Here is a 14,378-nt window from a genome sequence, read left to right on the forward strand (position 1 = left end):
AACCCGGATTCGAAGTGGATATAGATCCACGGGGCCGGGCGGGAAAATGACTCCACCAGTGAAATGCGTATCAGGTTTTTAGGAGCGTTGTAATGCCTGACATCTATCACTTCTTCCAACAGCTGGTTAATGGCCTGACCATTGGCAGCACGTATGCCCTGATCGCCATCGGCTATACGATGGTTTACGGCATCATTGGAATGATCAACTTCGCCCACGGCGAGGTGTACATGATTGGCTCCTACGTGGCGTTCATCGCCATCGCCGGGCTGGCCATGATGGGAATCGACAACGTCCCGCTGTTGATGACCGCGGCGTTTATCGCGAGCATCGTTGTCACCAGTTCCTACGGTTACAGCATCGAACGGATCGCCTACCGCCCCCTGCGCGGCAGCAACCGTCTGATCCCGCTGATTTCCGCCATCGGCATGTCGATCTTCCTGCAGAACACGGTTCTGCTGGCGCAAGACTCCAAGGATAAATCCATCCCCAACCTGATCCCCGGCAACATCTCCATCGGGCCAGGTGGTGCACATGAAGTGCTGATTTCCTACATGCAAATCGTGGTGTTCGTGGTGACCCTGGTCGCCATGCTCGGCCTCACGCTGTTCATCTCTCGCTCTCGCCTGGGCCGCGCCTGCCGCGCCTGCGCCGAAGACATCAAGATGGCCAACCTGCTGGGCATCAACACCAACAACATCATCGCCCTGACCTTCGTCATTGGTGCTGCGCTGGCGGCCGTTGCGGCTGTGCTGCTGAGCATGCAGTACGGCGTGATCAACCCGAACGCCGGTTTCCTCGTCGGCCTCAAGGCCTTCACCGCCGCAGTATTGGGCGGGATCGGCAGCATCCCCGGCGCCATGCTCGGCGGGCTGGTGCTTGGGGTGGCGGAAGCCTTTGGTGCCGATATCTTCGGCGACCAGTACAAGGACGTCGTGGCTTTTGGCTTGTTGGTTCTGGTGCTGTTGTTCCGTCCGACCGGCATTCTGGGCCGTCCGGAGGTTGAGAAAGTATGACTAAAAATCTTAAGCAAGCACTCTTCAGTGCGCTCTTGGTTTGGGCGGTTGCGTATCCGGTACTGGGTCTGAAACTGACCATCGTCGGCATCAACCTCGAAGTGCACGGCACCAGCCCGGCCATTCTGGCGACCATCGCCGTGTGCTCGGTGCTGATGTTCCTGCGCGTGCTGTTCAACCAGCAGATCAGCAAGGCGTGGAAATCCTCGCCGAGCCTGCCGCTGATCCCGGCCAAGGCCAGCAACTTCCTGACCCTGCCGACCACCCAACGCTACATCATCATCGCGCTGATCCTCGGTGCACTGGTCTGGCCGTTCTTCGGCTCCCGTGGCGCGGTGGACATCGCAACGCTGATCCTGATCTACGTGATGCTCGGCCTTGGCCTGAACATTGTGGTCGGTCTGGCCGGTCTGCTCGACCTGGGTTACGTCGGCTTCTACGCCGTCGGCGCCTACAGTTATGCGCTGCTGTCGCACTACTACGGCCTGAGCTTCTGGATCTGCCTGCCGATTGCCGGCCTGATGTCGGCGACGTTCGGCTTCCTGCTGGGCTTCCCGGTGTTGCGTCTGCGCGGTGACTACCTGGCGATCGTGACCCTGGGCTTCGGCGAGATCATCCGTCTGTTCCTGCGCAACCTGACCGACATCACCGGCGGTCCGAACGGCATCAGCAACATCGAGAAACCGACGTTCTTCGGCCTGACCTTCGAACGTAAAGCGGCGGAAGGCATGCAAACCTTCCACGAGTATTTCGGCCTCGAATACAACTCGATCAACAAGGTGATCTTCCTCTACCTGGTTGCGCTGTTGCTGGCACTGGCGGCGCTGTTCATCATCAACCGCCTGCTGCGCATGCCGATCGGCCGTGCGTGGGAAGCGCTGCGTGAAGATGAAATCGCCTGCCGCGCACTGGGCCTGAATCCGACGATCATCAAGCTGTCGGCATTCACCCTGGGTGCGAGCTTCGCCGGTTTCGCCGGCAGCTTCTTCGCCGCCCGTCAGGGTCTGGTGACCCCGGAATCGTTCACCTTCATCGAGTCGGCGATCATCCTCGCCATCGTCGTGCTGGGTGGCATGGGCTCGCAACTGGGCGTGATTCTCGCGGCCGTGGTGATGATCCTGTTGCCGGAAATGATGCGTGAGTTCAGCGAATACCGGATGTTGATGTTCGGTGCGCTGATGGTGTTGATGATGATCTGGCGTCCACAAGGTCTGCTGCCAATGCAACGCCCACACATGGAGTTGCGCAAATGAGCCGCGAGATTCTTAAGGTCGAAAACCTGAGCATGCGCTTCGGCGGCTTGCTCGCGGTCAATGGCGTGGCCCTGACCGTCAAGGAAAAACAAGTGGTGGCGCTGATCGGGCCGAACGGCGCGGGCAAGACCACCGTGTTCAACTGCCTGACCGGTTTCTACCAGCCATCGGGCGGCAGCATTCTGCTGGACGGCGAGCCGATCCAGGGCCTGCCGGGCCACAAGATCGCCCTCAAGGGCGTGGTGCGCACCTTCCAGAACGTGCGGTTGTTCAAAGACATGACGGCGGTCGAGAACCTGCTGATCGCCCAGCACCGTCACCTGAACACCAACTTCCTGGCCGGCCTGTTCAAGACCCCTTCGTTCCGCAAGAGCGAGCGCGAGGCGATGGAATATGCCGAGTACTGGCTGGAAAAGGTCAACCTCAAGGAGTTCGCCAACCGTACCGCCGGGACCCTGGCCTACGGTCAGCAACGGCGTCTGGAAATCGCCCGCTGCATGATGACCCGTCCACGGATCCTCATGCTCGACGAACCGGCGGCCGGCCTGAACCCGAAGGAAACCGAAGACCTCAAGGCGCTGATCAGCGTGCTGCGTGAAGAGCACAACGTGACCGTGCTGCTGATCGAACACGACATGAAACTGGTCATGAGCATTTCCGACCACATCGTCGTGATCAACCAGGGCACGCCTCTGGCTGACGGCACGCCGGAACAGATCCGCGACAATCCTGAAGTGATCAAAGCCTACCTGGGGGAAGCGTAAATGCTGCAGTTCGAAAACGTTTCCACCTTCTACGGCAAGATCCAGGCCCTGCACAGTGTCAACGTCGAAGTCCGTCAGGGCGAGATCGTGACCCTGATCGGCGCCAACGGTGCCGGCAAGTCCACGCTGCTGATGACGCTCTGCGGTTCACCGCAGGCGCACAGCGGCAGCATCCGCTACATGGGTGAGGAACTGGTCGGCCAGGACTCGTCGCAGATCATGCGCAAAAGCATCGCGGTGGTGCCGGAAGGTCGTCGGGTGTTCGCCCGTCTGACCGTCGAAGAAAACCTGTCCATGGGCGGCTTCTTCACCGACAAGGGCGACTATCAGGAGCAAATGGACAAGGTCCTTGGCCTGTTCCCGCGCCTGAAAGAACGCTTCAACCAGCGCGGCGGCACCATGTCCGGCGGCGAACAGCAAATGCTCGCCATCGGCCGTGCGTTGATGAGCAAGCCGAAGCTGCTGCTGCTCGACGAGCCGTCGCTGGGTCTGGCACCGATCATCATCCAGCAGATTTTCGACATCATCGAAATGCTGCGCAAAGACGGTGTGACGGTGTTCCTGGTCGAGCAGAACGCCAACCAGGCGCTGAAAATCGCTGACCGCGCCTACGTTCTGGAGAACGGCCGCGTAGTGATGCAAGGCACCGGTGAAGCGCTGTTGACCGACCCGAAAGTGCGCGAGGCGTACCTCGGCGGATGATGCATTCGCCCAACAAAAAAACGGCCCTCGGGCCGTTTTTTTGTATTTTGAATTCAACGCACATCCCCTGTGGGAGCGGGCTTGCTCGCGAAGACGATTTTACATTCAGCATGTGTGCTGACTGATGCACCGCTTTCGCGAGCAAGCCCGCTCCCACAAAATCAACAGCCCTTAATAAGGGTTGCAGTACTGCGCGACTGCGGTGGCCTGATCGACGTAAGGCCGGGCCGGCTCAAGGTTCCACTCAGGCTTGTTGCGCACCGGCTTGCCATCGTAGACCGCCGCCAGATGACAGACCATCTGTCGACGCAACGAGCCACCATTGACGCTGTACTGGCGCCATTGCGGATCGTCCTTGTGCTTGTTGTACAGCTCGGCAAACATCCGATCGGTCTGGTCATCCTTGATCGCGCGGCCACACGCGGTCGGCACTACCGAGAGCGACCAGGTCTTCGGCCCCAGTTTCGGATCGGGACGCTCTACCCAGGTGCTGGACTCGATGTACTTGTCGCAGAATTTTGGTTCTGCCGGCGTCGAGGTCTGGATGCACGAGAACGAGGCCTTGCCGACCGGGGTTCTCGGAAAGTCGATCTTGATGATGTTGCGGTCCTTGCCGGTCTTGGCCTTGTAGTCCTTTTGATTGGCCATCGCATCATTCAAGCCGCGCTGATCGCTGTAGAAGAACGCCAGAATCGGCAGCTCATCGGTTTTCGGGTTACCCAGGCGCAGCTCCGTCTGGGTCTGGAATTCACGGCTGTTGATGACTTTGCGCGCGCCCATGAAATTGCGAAAGGCATCGACCCGCTCCTTGCTGCTCATCGGATTGCGCATGTTGAAGCCACACTGCAACTGGTCCTGCTGGCGATTGTTGTTGTACTGGGTGAAGTGCGCGACCCAGGCATTCGGCGTCACGATGGGTGGTTTCATGGCTTGGCAGACCGCCTCGGTCGGGGCGGGGTTTTTGTTGTCGCCACAGCCACGGTCATTGCGAAAATCGGTCCAGGCATCATTGGGAAACGCGCAATAGACGTGCACCGGTGTTTCTGGATCTTTCACAAGATCCCTCGGCGTAATCAGGTAGCCGTTCTGCGTGCTCATGCCCGGGTCTTCATAGCTGATGCCATCGGCGCGCATATACGAGGCGGCGAACGTGCCCAGCTCCACGGCTTTCGGGCTGGGATTCCACACGTCCCATTTCTGCCCCTTGGCCGGATCGGCCCGGTGCGTACCCCGCACCAGCAGTCCCGAACAGTCCGACGCGGGATCCTGCCCGCAACTGTCGACGGTTTTGTTGTACAACGTTTCAACCTTTTTCAGCGTCTCCGCACATGACTCGGCATTGGCCGCAGTCGTGTGCAACAGCAGCGGCAAGATCAGCAGTGGAACAGTCCTGACCAAACGTTTTTTCATGGCTTGCATCTCCTTGATTTGCCAACACACACTCAACGCGGGACCGGGTTGCAACCCGCGGCGCGAGTCTCGCTGTCCGACAACGCCGGCCTGAATGGCTCCAGATTCCATGGCGTCTTGTTGCGGTAATTGACCAGCACGCAGCTCAATTGCTGACGCATGCTGCCGACGGATCTTTCGTTGTCACGCCAGTTGCTGTCCGAGCCCTTGAGGGCGAACAACTGGTCGTACAGAACGCCGATCTGCTCATTGGGCAAGGCGCGCCCTGCTGCGGTGGGCACCACGCTCAGGGTCCATTCATCCTTGCGAGTGCCGGGATCGTAGCGTTTGATCCAGTCGGCAGAAGCGATGTATTGCGGCGCCTGGACCGGCACCGGGTTGCAACCGGCCTTCGCCGCCTCCTGGGGGCTGACCACGGGGCGGAACGGCTCCAGATTCCATTCGGTCTTGGCCGGATAGTTCTGCACCAGACAACTCAGTTGCTGGCGCATGCTGCCCGCGGCTTTCTCGTTGTCATGCCACTGGTTGTCGGCCCCACGCAGGGCGAACAGTTCCTTGTACACGGCCTCTTGGTCAGTGGCCTGAGCCGCCTTGCCCTGCGCCGTCGGCGTGACCTTCAGCGACCATTCGTTTCTTTTGGTGCCCGGGTCGTAACGCTCGATCCACACAGCATCCGCGATGTACTTCTGTGTCGGGGCGCCTCCCCCCACCACCATGTCGTCGATTGCCTGATCGGCGGCGACATAGCTGAAACGCTGTTCCGCAGGCTTGGTGAAGTCCAGGCGCAGGATCGGCACGCTGTAGCCCTGGGCCTTGAGTTTCTTCTGGAAGTTGCGCGCGCTGTTCAGGCCGTTCTCCGGTTTCGGCGGCGCCTGATCACCACGGGTGGCGAAGTTCTGCGTGCTGTTGACGTTGTAAATGAAGGCGTCGATGTACTTCATGTTTTCGCTGCCGTCGTTGGTCGCGGTGGCATTCTTCAACATGAATTCGTTGACCTGGCCACTGAAGGCAAAGGGGTCCTTGTTGGTGGTGTTCGGGCGCGACTCATGGACCCGGATCATCGCCTGCCAGTCACTGGGCTTTTCCGCGTTCCACGAGCACTGGCCGTACTGGATCGGCCCCTTCATCAGCCCGGTGTATTTCTGCGTCCATTGCTCGGCGGTGGTCACCCCGGCCTCGGCACAGGTGCCGTAGGCCAGCGCGGCATTGCGGTTGTTCATCGTCCCTTGCGCCGCGCGCGGCGGTTCGCGGCTGTCGAAGAAACCGCAGCCGTACCATTTGCGCTCAGGCCCCGTGCCGCCATCGAAGGCGTAGATGCAGGTAAAGCCCTGCTCCTTGACCGGCAACTTCAGCGCCGCCGCATCGGTGGGCGTGCGCAGGATGAAACCGGCCGGGTGGATGAGAATCCGCGTGCTCAGATCCTTGCGAATCCACGAGTAGGAGGTCGCGCCGATCTTGATCGCATAGGGGCTGTAATCCCACGGATTGAACGGTCCGTCATTGACCATGCGCAAGGTCACGCCGCTGCAGTAATACAGCCCGCGCGCGGCACTGGTGTCGGGTTCCTGGCAGTTGTCCTTGAGGGTGTTGTAGTTGCTGTTGATGCGCTTGAGCGTGTCCAGCGGGTCGGGTTGCGGCTGGGCGTCAGCCGTGGAAAACAACAGCGGCAGCGTGCAGGCCAGAGCAAACGATGAAGCCTTGCGCGACAGCACAGCGGAGACTGAGCGATCCTTTGTCATGAGATACCGTCCTGGTAAATCGGCCTGTTGGAGTGGCCGTTGAAATGACTATAGAACACGTATGACAGTCTGGATGGGCAGAACACTAACCCTGTAGGAGTGAGCCTGCTCGCGATGACGGCGGCATATCCAACACATCTGCTGACTGAACTAGCGCGATCGCGAGCTGGCTCACTCCTACAGGGTTTTGCAGTATCTACAAAAAAATCGGGGGAGCTGTAACGCATCGCCATGAGCGATCTCTAGAGGGGTAAGCAAGCGCACTTCGCTTGCAAAACCCAAGTTCAAACCTGGAGAAACATCATGACTGCTACTACCCGCACCCTGTCCGCCACCGCCCTGGTTCTGGCCCTTGGCTCTGCCCTGAGCATGGCTGCCGTATCGACCGTCCACGCCGCTGATGCCGACATGGAAAAATGCTTCGGCGTGGCCATGAAAGGTCACAACGATTGCGCCGCGGGCGCAGGCACCACGTGTGCCGGTACCGCGAAAATGGACTACCAGCCGAACGCCTGGAAACTCGTACCGAAAGGCACTTGCGCCACCACCGAGAGCAAGACCTCGCCGACCGGTTTCGGTCAGATGCAAGCGTTCAAAGCCAAGTCCTGATCCACGGTCTGCCTGAGTGACGATCATGTTCAGCCTCGACGAACCTGTCCCACCCCGCACTCAGGCAGCCCTCCCCGGGCTCCCGCCCCGTGCCGGGCTGGGGCTCAAGACCGGGCACTTTCGCGAAGTGCTCGGCGCCCAACCGGACCTCGGTTTCTTCGAAGTCCACGCCGAAAACTACATGGTGGACGGCGGGCCGTTTCATCACTTTCTCGGTTTGATCCGCGAGCAATATCCGCTGTCGCTGCACGGCGTCGGGCTGTCCATCGGCGCCGAAGGGCCACTGGACACTCAGCACCTGCACCGTCTGAAAATGCTGATCGAGCGTTATCAACCACAATCCTTTTCCGAACACCTGGCCTGGTCGAGCCACGGCCCGGTGTTCCTCAATGACCTGCTGCCGCTGGCCTATGACACGCCGACCCTGAACCGGGTCTGCGAACATATCGACCAGGTACAGAACACCCTCAAACGCCCGATGCTGCTGGAGAATCCATCCACCTATCTGGCGTTCCAGCGCTCGACTATCGATGAGCCGGAGTTCATCGCCGAAGTGATCCGGCGCAGCGGCTGCGGTCTGCTGCTCGACGTCAACAATGTGTACGTCTCGTGCATCAATCATCAGCGCGATCCGCTGGCTTATCTCGACGCCCTGCCATTGCAGGCTGTCGGCGAGATTCACCTGGCCGGATTTGCCGAAGACAGCGACAGCCTCGGTGACCGTTTGTTGATCGATGATCACGGTGCACCAATCGACCAAGCGGTCTGGGCCCTGTACCGGCAAGCGCTGCAACGCACCGGCGCGGTGGCCACCCTGATCGAACGCGACAATCAGGTGCCCGCCTTCAATGTGTTGCTGGCCGAGGCGCGGCAGGCCGACGAAATACTGCTCGGCGCGGGAGTCCGGCCATGAGTACTCAAGCTGCTTTTGCTGCTGCGCTACTCGACCCGCAACTGCCCTGCCCCGAGGGTTTGTGCAGTGCCAACGGCGCCGACCCGGGCAGTCGATTTTCGGTGTACCGCAATAACGTGCAAGGTTCGCTGATCAAGGCCCTGGCGGACAGTTACCCGGTGGTGCAGCAATTGGTCGGCGAGGAGTTCTTCCGCGCCATGGCTGCCGTTTTCGTCCAGCAGCAGCCACCCGCCAGTCCGTTGATGAGTCATTACGGCGAAGCCTTCCCTGCGTTTATCGACGCCTTCGAACCGGCAGCGAGCGTGCCGTATCTGGCCGGCGTGGCACGACTGGAGCAGCTGCGCCCCCGCGCCTACCACGCCGCCGATGCGCTGCCCGTGCAACCGCAGCAGATCACCACTGCACTGGCCGATCCCGATGGGCTGAGCGACCTGCGCTTCAAGCTTCATCCGTCGTTGCATCTGCTCGACTCAAACCACGCCGTGGTCGCGATCTGGGCCGCGCATCAGGGTGACGCAACGCTGGCCGGCATCGACATCCACCACGCACAGCACGCCCTGGTACTGCGCAACGGCCTCGACGTCGAGGTATTTGCCCTCGAACCCGGCGCCAACGCGTTTCTGCGTCATCTGCTCAATGACCAACCGCTGCTGGCGGCCGCGCAAAACAGTCCGCCATTTGACCTCAGCCACACCCTCGCGCTGCTGATTGCGCACAACGCCATCGTTGACCTGAATAACAAGGAATCGCCATGAACAATCTCATTACCCGCGCCATCGCGCTGCTGGAAAAAATCCCCCACAGCCTGATCGCTTTCATCGCGCGTTTTTCGATTGCCGCGGTGTTCTGGAAGTCCGGACAGACCAAGGTCGAAGGCCTGGCCATCGACCTGATCGACGGCACCTTTCAACTCGGCTGGCCGCACCTGGCGGACTCGACGATTCCGCTGTTCAAAAGCGAGTACCACGTGCCGCTGCTGTCACCGGAAATCGCCGCGCACATGGCAGCGTTCGCCGAGCACTTCTTCCCGGTGCTGATCCTGATCGGCTTTGCCACGCGGTTTTCGGCGCTGGCGCTGCTGGGCATGACCCTGACCATTCAACTGTTCGTGTACCCGGATGCGTATCCGACCCACGGCACCTGGGCGGCGGTGTTGCTGTACCTGATGGCGAGCGGGCCGGGAAAACTGTCGATCGATCACCTGATCGCACGACGCTTTGCCAGCTGACCACAAACCCAGTGGGAGCGGGCTTGCTCGCGAAAGCGCCGTATCAGCCAGCGAATTGGTCGAATATGAAACCGTATTCGCGAGCAAGCCCGCACCCACAAGGTATGGATTCCATAGCTAGCGCTGAAGTCGATCCAGCGCTTCGCCGCTGCGCTTGAACCAGCCGATCAGATAATCCGCCAGCACTTGGGTACGTTTCGGTAACCCGCCCTGATACGGATGCACCAGGTACATCGGCATGCGTCGCGTCTGAAAGTCGCGCAACAGCCAGCGCAAACGGCCGTCAGCCAGTTCCGTCTGCAGCAGATACGACGGCAACCGTGCGATGCCGGCACCGGCGAGGGCGGCTTTTTTCAGCAGATTGTAATGGTTGCTGGCGAGCGGACCGGATACCCGTACCCGCAGCAGTTCGTGCTGCTGGTGATACAACCACTCTTCGCGGCCGCTGTAGTGGCTGTTGAGCAGGCAGCGGTGTTCAGCCAGATCCTGCGGGGTTAGCGGCTCGCCAAACTGTTCAAGATACCCTGGGCTGGCGCAGGTCATTTCCTGCCAGGCCAGCAAGGGTTTGGCCACCAGGCGCTCGTCGTTGGCCACCTCGGTGCGAATCGCCAGATCGAAGCCATCCCGGGACAGATCCCGATAATTGTTATTCAGCTCCAGCTCGATCTGCACTTCGGGATACTTCTGCGAGAACTCCAGCAGCAAACCATCGAAAAACGTTTCCCCCAGCGACACCGGCACCGTCATCCGCACCGGCCCGGCCATGTCGTCCTTCAAGCGCGCCAATGCCTGACGTGCCTTTTCCACTTGGACGACCAGCGCTTGCGCCTGCGGCAGAAGCGCGGCGCCCGCCGCCGTCAGGCTCAAGCGACGCGTGGTACGTTGCAGCAACACCACGGAAAACTGCGCTTCCAACTGGCTGATGCGCTTGGACAACTGGCCCTTGCTACAACCCAATTGCTGCGCCGCCAAGGTGAAGCTGCCGGCCTCGATCAACACCGCAAACGCCGCCAGATCATCCATTTCGCTCATGGATTGTTTCCATTTGAAAACCAAAGGTTGCCTATTAGTGCGCTTATCCGCAGAAAAAACCACTCTAGACTGAAACCTCGTTCAACCCATTGAGGATTAGCCCATGAAGATTCTGTTGATCGGTGCCGCCGGCACCATCGGTTCGGCCGTGGACAAGGAACTGAGCCAGCGCCACGAAGTGATTCGCATCGGTCGCAGCAGCGGCGACTTCCGGGTCGACATCAGCGACAGCGCCTCGATTCGTAAACTGTTCGAGCAGACCGGCAAGTTCGACGCGCTGGTTTGCGCGGCCGGCAACGTGACCTTCGCCCCACTGGGCGAGATGACCGCCGACAGCTTTGCGCTGGGCCTGCAAGACAAGCTGATGGGCCAGGTCAACCTGCTGCTGATCGGCCGCGAATACGCCAACGACGGCGCCTCGTTCACCTTCACCACCGGCGTGCTCAGCCACGATCCAATCCGCACTGGCGCCTCGGCAGCACTGGTCAACGGCGCACTCGACAGCTTCGTGAAAGCCGCAGCCATTGAACTGCCACGCGGCCTGCGAGTGAACTCGATCAGCCCGACGGTGCTGCTGGAAGCCATGGGCAGCTACGCCCCATACTTCCGTGGTTACAAGCCGGTTCCGGCGGCCGATGTGGCGTTGGCCTACGCGAAAAGTGTCGAAGGCCTGCAAACCGGCCAGACCTTTCACGTGGGTTGAAAAGCCTCGGCATGCGGCGCTGACCCAGCGCCGCATCAAGGTTTTTTAAGCTCCAGCAGCGTGGGAAGCAGCTTGCTGGCGACCTCGCGGGGCACGCTTATCATCAGACCCGGGCCATTGATCACCGATTGAATCGTCGCACTCGACACCTGAACGCCATTGATGGACAACAGCAGGGGCTGGTGCATTTTCTCAGTCGTCACCTGCTGCAGGCGACGCTGTGCATCCGGGCTCAACGTGACATTGAGCATGAGGGCTTGCGGATTCGGATTATCGATTCGTTTGAGCTCAAGGCTCATTTCGGAGAAGTCCGCATCCGATGAAAAGGCAATTTCTGCCGCCATCGACTGCCACGAAGCCATCATTGCCAGTACCGTCAATAGCACCCTGCCTGATCCTTTCATAAAATCTCCCGTATCCAAAAGGCGGACAAGGTACGACCAAGTGTCCTTCGTCCCGACTCCGAAAATTAAGCCAAATGTTTCCGGTACGTGGCAAGTCCAACTCATGGTTGTGATAAGCGGTCAGCCTGCGTAACGTGGCGGCACTTGTCTGGAGAGCCGAAGATGCGTGTTGCCCGTTCGTTGATCGTAGTTGCCCTGCTGCCGTTGTTCGCCGCCTGCCAATTGCTTGATGGCCCGCGTCAAAGTGTTTCCCACGTCGGGCAGACCCGAATGCAAGGGCAATTGACGGCGGCCGACGGCAAACTGGTGTTCCAGCCGTGTGGCGAACAGCGTCAGTACGCGGTCAACGACATCGGCGGCACCAGCGTGCTGCAAGAGGCCGCGACCCTCGCCGATCAGCAGGGCAAGCTGTTTGCCGACGTACGCGGGAAGCTCGCCGGCGACCGCCTCGACCTCGCCCAGTTGTATCGCGTCGAGCGCTCCGGCACCGCATGCGATGACCCCAACTTCAAGCTGCTGACCCTCCGTGCCAGCGGCCACACGCCCGAGTGGAACGTCAAAGTCAGTGGCAAGGGCATGGTCATCGATCGTGAAGGCCAACCGGCGCTGGCAGTGCCTTATGTCGAAGAACAACTGGGCGACGGTCGCTTCAACCTGAGCAGCGAAGCCAACAACCAGCGCATCGAGTTGTGGGTCGCGCCGCAACGCTGTGTCGACAGCAGCACCGGCAGCGTGCAGCACATGAGCGCCGAACTGCGCATCGACGGCAAGGTGCAACGCGGCTGCGGGTATTTCGGCGGATCGCGCAACGACTGAGCGTTTTAGCCTCACCGGATCCGGCCTTTGCGGCTTATAATCGCGGCCTTCAAACGCCCTGGCGCAGTTGTGCGCCCCGCGAACCCGGATCCTCGCCATGTTACGAATCACCGAACTCAAGCTGCCAATCGACCATCCCGAAGAAGACCTGCGCCCTGCCATCGTGCAGCGTCTGGGCATCGCCAGCGATGATCTGCTCGATTTCACCTTGTTCAAGCGCAGCTACGACGCGCGCAAAAAGTCCTCCGAACTGTGCTTCATCTACACCATCGACCTCGAAGTGCGCGACGAGGCCAAGGTGCTGGGCAAGTTCGCCGACGACCGTAACGTCAACGTGGCGCCGGATGTCAGCTACAAATTCGTAGGCGAAGCGCCAAGCGACCTGAGCCAGCGCCCGATTGTGGTCGGTTTCGGCCCGTGCGGGATCTTCGCCGGCCTGCTGCTGGCACAGATGGGCTTCAAGCCGATCATCCTCGAACGCGGCACCGAAGTGCGTCAGCGCACCAAGGACACCTGGGGCCTGTGGCGCAAAAGCGTGCTCAACCCCGAGTCCAATGTGCAGTTCGGCGAAGGCGGCGCGGGCACGTTCTCCGACGGCAAGCTGTACAGCCAGATCAAGGATCCTAAGTTCCTCGGCCGCAAAGTCCTGCACGAGTTCGTCAAGGCCGGCGCGCCGGAAGAAATCCTCTACGTCAGCAAGCCGCACATCGGTACGTTCCGTCTGACCGGCATGGTCGAGACCATGCGTGAAGAGATCCGCGCCCTGGGCGGCGAAGTGCGTTTCCAGGAGCGCGTTAGCGACGTGCTGATCGAAGACGGCCAACTGGTCGGCGTCGAGCTGGCGAGCGGCGAAACCCTGCATTCGAAACACGTGGTCCTGGCCCTCGGCCACAGTGCCCGTGACACCTTCCGCATGCTCCACAGCCGTGGCGTGTTCATGGAAGCCAAGCCGTTCTCGGTGGGTTTCCGCATCGAACACCCGCAATCGCTGATCGACCGTGCGCGCCTGGGCAAGTATGCCGGCCACCCGAAACTGGGTGCCGCCGACTACAAACTGGTGCACCACGCCAAGAACGGCCGTTCGGTCTACAGCTTCTGCATGTGCCCGGGCGGCACCGTGGTGGCGGCGACGTCCGAGCCGAATCGCGTGGTCACCAACGGCATGAGCCAGTACTCGCGTAATGAACGCAACGCCAACTCCGGGATCGTCGTCGGTATCACCCCGGAAGTCGACTACCCGGGCGGTCCACTAGCGGGTATCGAGTTGCAGGAGCGCCTGGAGTCCCACGCGTTCATCCTCGGCGGCAGCGACTACAAGGCACCGGCGCAACTGGTCGGCGATTTCATCAACGACATTCCTTCGACCGAATTGGGTGAAGTCGAGCCGTCGTACAAACCGGGTGTGGCACTGGGCGACCTGTCCCTGGCGCTGCCGGACTTCGCCATCGAAGCGATCCGCGAAGCGCTGCCGGCGTTCGAGAAGCAGATTCGTGGTTACTCGCTGCACGATGCGGTGTTGACCGGGATCGAGACTCGCACCTCGTCGCCGCTGCGCATCACGCGTAACGAGTCGCTGCAGAGCATGAACGTGAAAGGCCTGTTCCCGGCCGGTGAAGGCGCGGGTTATGCGGGCGGGATTCTGTCGGCGGGTGTCGACGGGATTCGTATTGCAGAAGCTGTGGCGCGAGACATTTTGGGCTTGGAAGCCTGATACATCTGTTTTGAAGTGACACCAACCTCCTGTGGGAGCGGGCTTGCTCGCGAATGCGGTGTGTCAGTCGACGATAAT

At 60.6% G+C, this 14,378-nt stretch carries 15 protein-coding genes; 11 read left to right on the plus strand and 4 right to left on the minus strand.

All coding sequences use genetic code 11. The features are described 5' to 3' along the window. Window positions 1-92: 92 nt before the first annotated feature. Genes livH through PseAD21_RS25625 form a run of 4 tightly spaced genes read left to right on the plus strand, consistent with a single transcriptional unit; the run spans window position 93 to window position 3,735 of the window. The gene (livH, locus tag PseAD21_RS25610; RefSeq protein WP_003222384.1) at window positions 93-1,016 is read left to right on the plus strand and encodes a high-affinity branched-chain amino acid ABC transporter permease LivH; all 924 of its coding nucleotides are present in this window, start codon (window positions 93-95) and stop codon (window positions 1,014-1,016) included. Continuing rightward, a complete protein-coding gene (locus tag PseAD21_RS25615) occupies window positions 1,013-2,269 on the plus strand; it encodes a high-affinity branched-chain amino acid ABC transporter permease LivM (RefSeq protein WP_102358565.1) in 1,257 nt (418 codons plus the stop codon). The genes livH and PseAD21_RS25615 overlap by 4 nt, the downstream gene beginning before the upstream one ends. Next, window positions 2,266-3,033, plus strand: a complete 768-nt coding sequence (gene livG, locus PseAD21_RS25620; RefSeq protein WP_102358566.1) for a high-affinity branched-chain amino acid ABC transporter ATP-binding protein LivG — start codon at window positions 2,266-2,268, stop codon at window positions 3,031-3,033. The genes PseAD21_RS25615 and livG overlap by 4 nt, the downstream gene beginning before the upstream one ends. Then, on the plus strand, window positions 3,034-3,735 hold the full coding sequence (locus PseAD21_RS25625; RefSeq protein WP_008082262.1) for an ABC transporter ATP-binding protein: 702 nt from the start codon (window positions 3,034-3,036) through the stop codon (window positions 3,733-3,735). A 171-nt stretch (window positions 3,736-3,906) separates the two neighbouring features. On the opposite strand, the gene PseAD21_RS25635 is transcribed toward PseAD21_RS25625, so the two are convergent. Continuing rightward, on the minus strand, window positions 3,907-5,145 hold the full coding sequence (locus tag PseAD21_RS25635) for a DUF2599 domain-containing protein (protein WP_102358567.1): 1,239 nt from the start codon (window positions 5,143-5,145) through the stop codon (window positions 3,907-3,909). Between the two features lie 32 nt (window positions 5,146-5,177). Further along, window positions 5,178-6,884, minus strand: a complete 1,707-nt coding sequence (locus PseAD21_RS25640) for a DUF2599 domain-containing protein (RefSeq protein WP_102358568.1) — start codon at window positions 6,882-6,884, stop codon at window positions 5,178-5,180. Between the two features lie 303 nt (window positions 6,885-7,187). Between PseAD21_RS25640 and PseAD21_RS25645 the strand changes: the two genes are divergently transcribed. Genes PseAD21_RS25645 through PseAD21_RS25660 form a run of 4 tightly spaced genes read left to right on the plus strand, consistent with a single transcriptional unit; the run spans window position 7,188 to window position 9,634 of the window. Further along, a complete protein-coding gene (locus tag PseAD21_RS25645) occupies window positions 7,188-7,493 on the plus strand; it encodes a DUF2282 domain-containing protein (protein ID WP_025110762.1) in 306 nt (101 codons plus the stop codon). Window positions 7,494-7,518: 25 nt separating this feature from the next. Then, window positions 7,519-8,406 carry a DUF692 domain-containing protein gene (locus tag PseAD21_RS25650; protein WP_102358569.1) on the plus strand — a complete coding sequence of 296 codons (888 nt, stop codon included), beginning with the start codon at window positions 7,519-7,521 and terminating at the stop codon, window positions 8,404-8,406. Further along, complete coding sequence (locus PseAD21_RS25655; RefSeq protein ID WP_102358570.1) at window positions 8,403-9,161, plus strand: DUF2063 domain-containing protein; 759 nt, start codon at window positions 8,403-8,405, stop codon at window positions 9,159-9,161. The genes PseAD21_RS25650 and PseAD21_RS25655 overlap by 4 nt, the downstream gene beginning before the upstream one ends. Further along, on the plus strand, window positions 9,158-9,634 hold the full coding sequence (locus PseAD21_RS25660; RefSeq protein WP_102358571.1) for a DoxX family protein: 477 nt from the start codon (window positions 9,158-9,160) through the stop codon (window positions 9,632-9,634). The genes PseAD21_RS25655 and PseAD21_RS25660 overlap by 4 nt, the downstream gene beginning before the upstream one ends. 117 nt (window positions 9,635-9,751) lie before the next feature. Here PseAD21_RS25660 and PseAD21_RS25665 read toward each other — a convergent pair whose 3' ends face one another. Then, a complete protein-coding gene (locus PseAD21_RS25665; protein ID WP_102358572.1) occupies window positions 9,752-10,666 on the minus strand; it encodes a LysR family transcriptional regulator in 915 nt (304 codons plus the stop codon). A 103-nt stretch (window positions 10,667-10,769) separates the two neighbouring features. Between PseAD21_RS25665 and PseAD21_RS25670 the strand changes: the two genes are divergently transcribed. Then, window positions 10,770-11,369 (plus strand): short chain dehydrogenase, encoded by a 600-nt coding sequence (locus tag PseAD21_RS25670; RefSeq protein WP_102358573.1) that lies wholly within the window; start codon window positions 10,770-10,772, stop codon window positions 11,367-11,369. Between the two features lie 35 nt (window positions 11,370-11,404). Here PseAD21_RS25670 and PseAD21_RS25675 read toward each other — a convergent pair whose 3' ends face one another. Next, a complete protein-coding gene (locus PseAD21_RS25675; protein ID WP_102358574.1) occupies window positions 11,405-11,773 on the minus strand; it encodes a hypothetical protein in 369 nt (122 codons plus the stop codon). A gap of 162 nt (window positions 11,774-11,935) precedes the next feature. Between PseAD21_RS25675 and PseAD21_RS25680 the strand changes: the two genes are divergently transcribed. Together PseAD21_RS25680 and PseAD21_RS25685 are read left to right on the plus strand one after the other, a co-directional pair. After that, on the plus strand, window positions 11,936-12,589 hold the full coding sequence (locus PseAD21_RS25680) for a COG3650 family protein (protein WP_102358575.1): 654 nt from the start codon (window positions 11,936-11,938) through the stop codon (window positions 12,587-12,589). Window positions 12,590-12,686: 97 nt separating this feature from the next. Continuing rightward, complete coding sequence (locus PseAD21_RS25685) at window positions 12,687-14,300, plus strand: NAD(P)/FAD-dependent oxidoreductase (protein ID WP_102358576.1); 1,614 nt, start codon at window positions 12,687-12,689, stop codon at window positions 14,298-14,300. Window positions 14,301-14,378: the final 78 nt, after the last annotated feature.

It is taken from the genome of Pseudomonas sp. AD21 (genome assembly GCF_002878485.1).
GTDB lineage: Bacteria > Pseudomonadota > Gammaproteobacteria > Pseudomonadales > Pseudomonadaceae > Aquipseudomonas.

Coding starts and splice junctions, on each gene's coding strand:
- livH (WP_003222384.1), top strand. CDS start 93: ATGCCTGACATCTATCACTTCTTCCAACAGCTGGTTAATGGCCTGACC.
- PseAD21_RS25615 (WP_102358565.1), top strand. CDS start 1,013: ATGACTAAAAATCTTAAGCAAGCACTCTTCAGTGCGCTCTTGGTTTGG.
- livG (WP_102358566.1), top strand. CDS start 2,266: ATGAGCCGCGAGATTCTTAAGGTCGAAAACCTGAGCATGCGCTTCGGC.
- PseAD21_RS25625 (WP_008082262.1), top strand. CDS start 3,034: ATGCTGCAGTTCGAAAACGTTTCCACCTTCTACGGCAAGATCCAGGCC.
- PseAD21_RS25635 (WP_102358567.1), bottom strand. CDS start 5,145: ATGAAAAAACGTTTGGTCAGGACTGTTCCACTGCTGATCTTGCCGCTG.
- PseAD21_RS25640 (WP_102358568.1), bottom strand. CDS start 6,884: ATGACAAAGGATCGCTCAGTCTCCGCTGTGCTGTCGCGCAAGGCTTCA.
- PseAD21_RS25645 (WP_025110762.1), top strand. CDS start 7,188: ATGACTGCTACTACCCGCACCCTGTCCGCCACCGCCCTGGTTCTGGCC.
- PseAD21_RS25650 (WP_102358569.1), top strand. CDS start 7,519: ATGTTCAGCCTCGACGAACCTGTCCCACCCCGCACTCAGGCAGCCCTC.
- PseAD21_RS25655 (WP_102358570.1), top strand. CDS start 8,403: ATGAGTACTCAAGCTGCTTTTGCTGCTGCGCTACTCGACCCGCAACTG.
- PseAD21_RS25660 (WP_102358571.1), top strand. CDS start 9,158: ATGAACAATCTCATTACCCGCGCCATCGCGCTGCTGGAAAAAATCCCC.
- PseAD21_RS25665 (WP_102358572.1), bottom strand. CDS start 10,666: ATGAGCGAAATGGATGATCTGGCGGCGTTTGCGGTGTTGATCGAGGCC.
- PseAD21_RS25670 (WP_102358573.1), top strand. CDS start 10,770: ATGAAGATTCTGTTGATCGGTGCCGCCGGCACCATCGGTTCGGCCGTG.
- PseAD21_RS25675 (WP_102358574.1), bottom strand. CDS start 11,773: ATGAAAGGATCAGGCAGGGTGCTATTGACGGTACTGGCAATGATGGCT.
- PseAD21_RS25680 (WP_102358575.1), top strand. CDS start 11,936: ATGCGTGTTGCCCGTTCGTTGATCGTAGTTGCCCTGCTGCCGTTGTTC.
- PseAD21_RS25685 (WP_102358576.1), top strand. CDS start 12,687: ATGTTACGAATCACCGAACTCAAGCTGCCAATCGACCATCCCGAAGAA.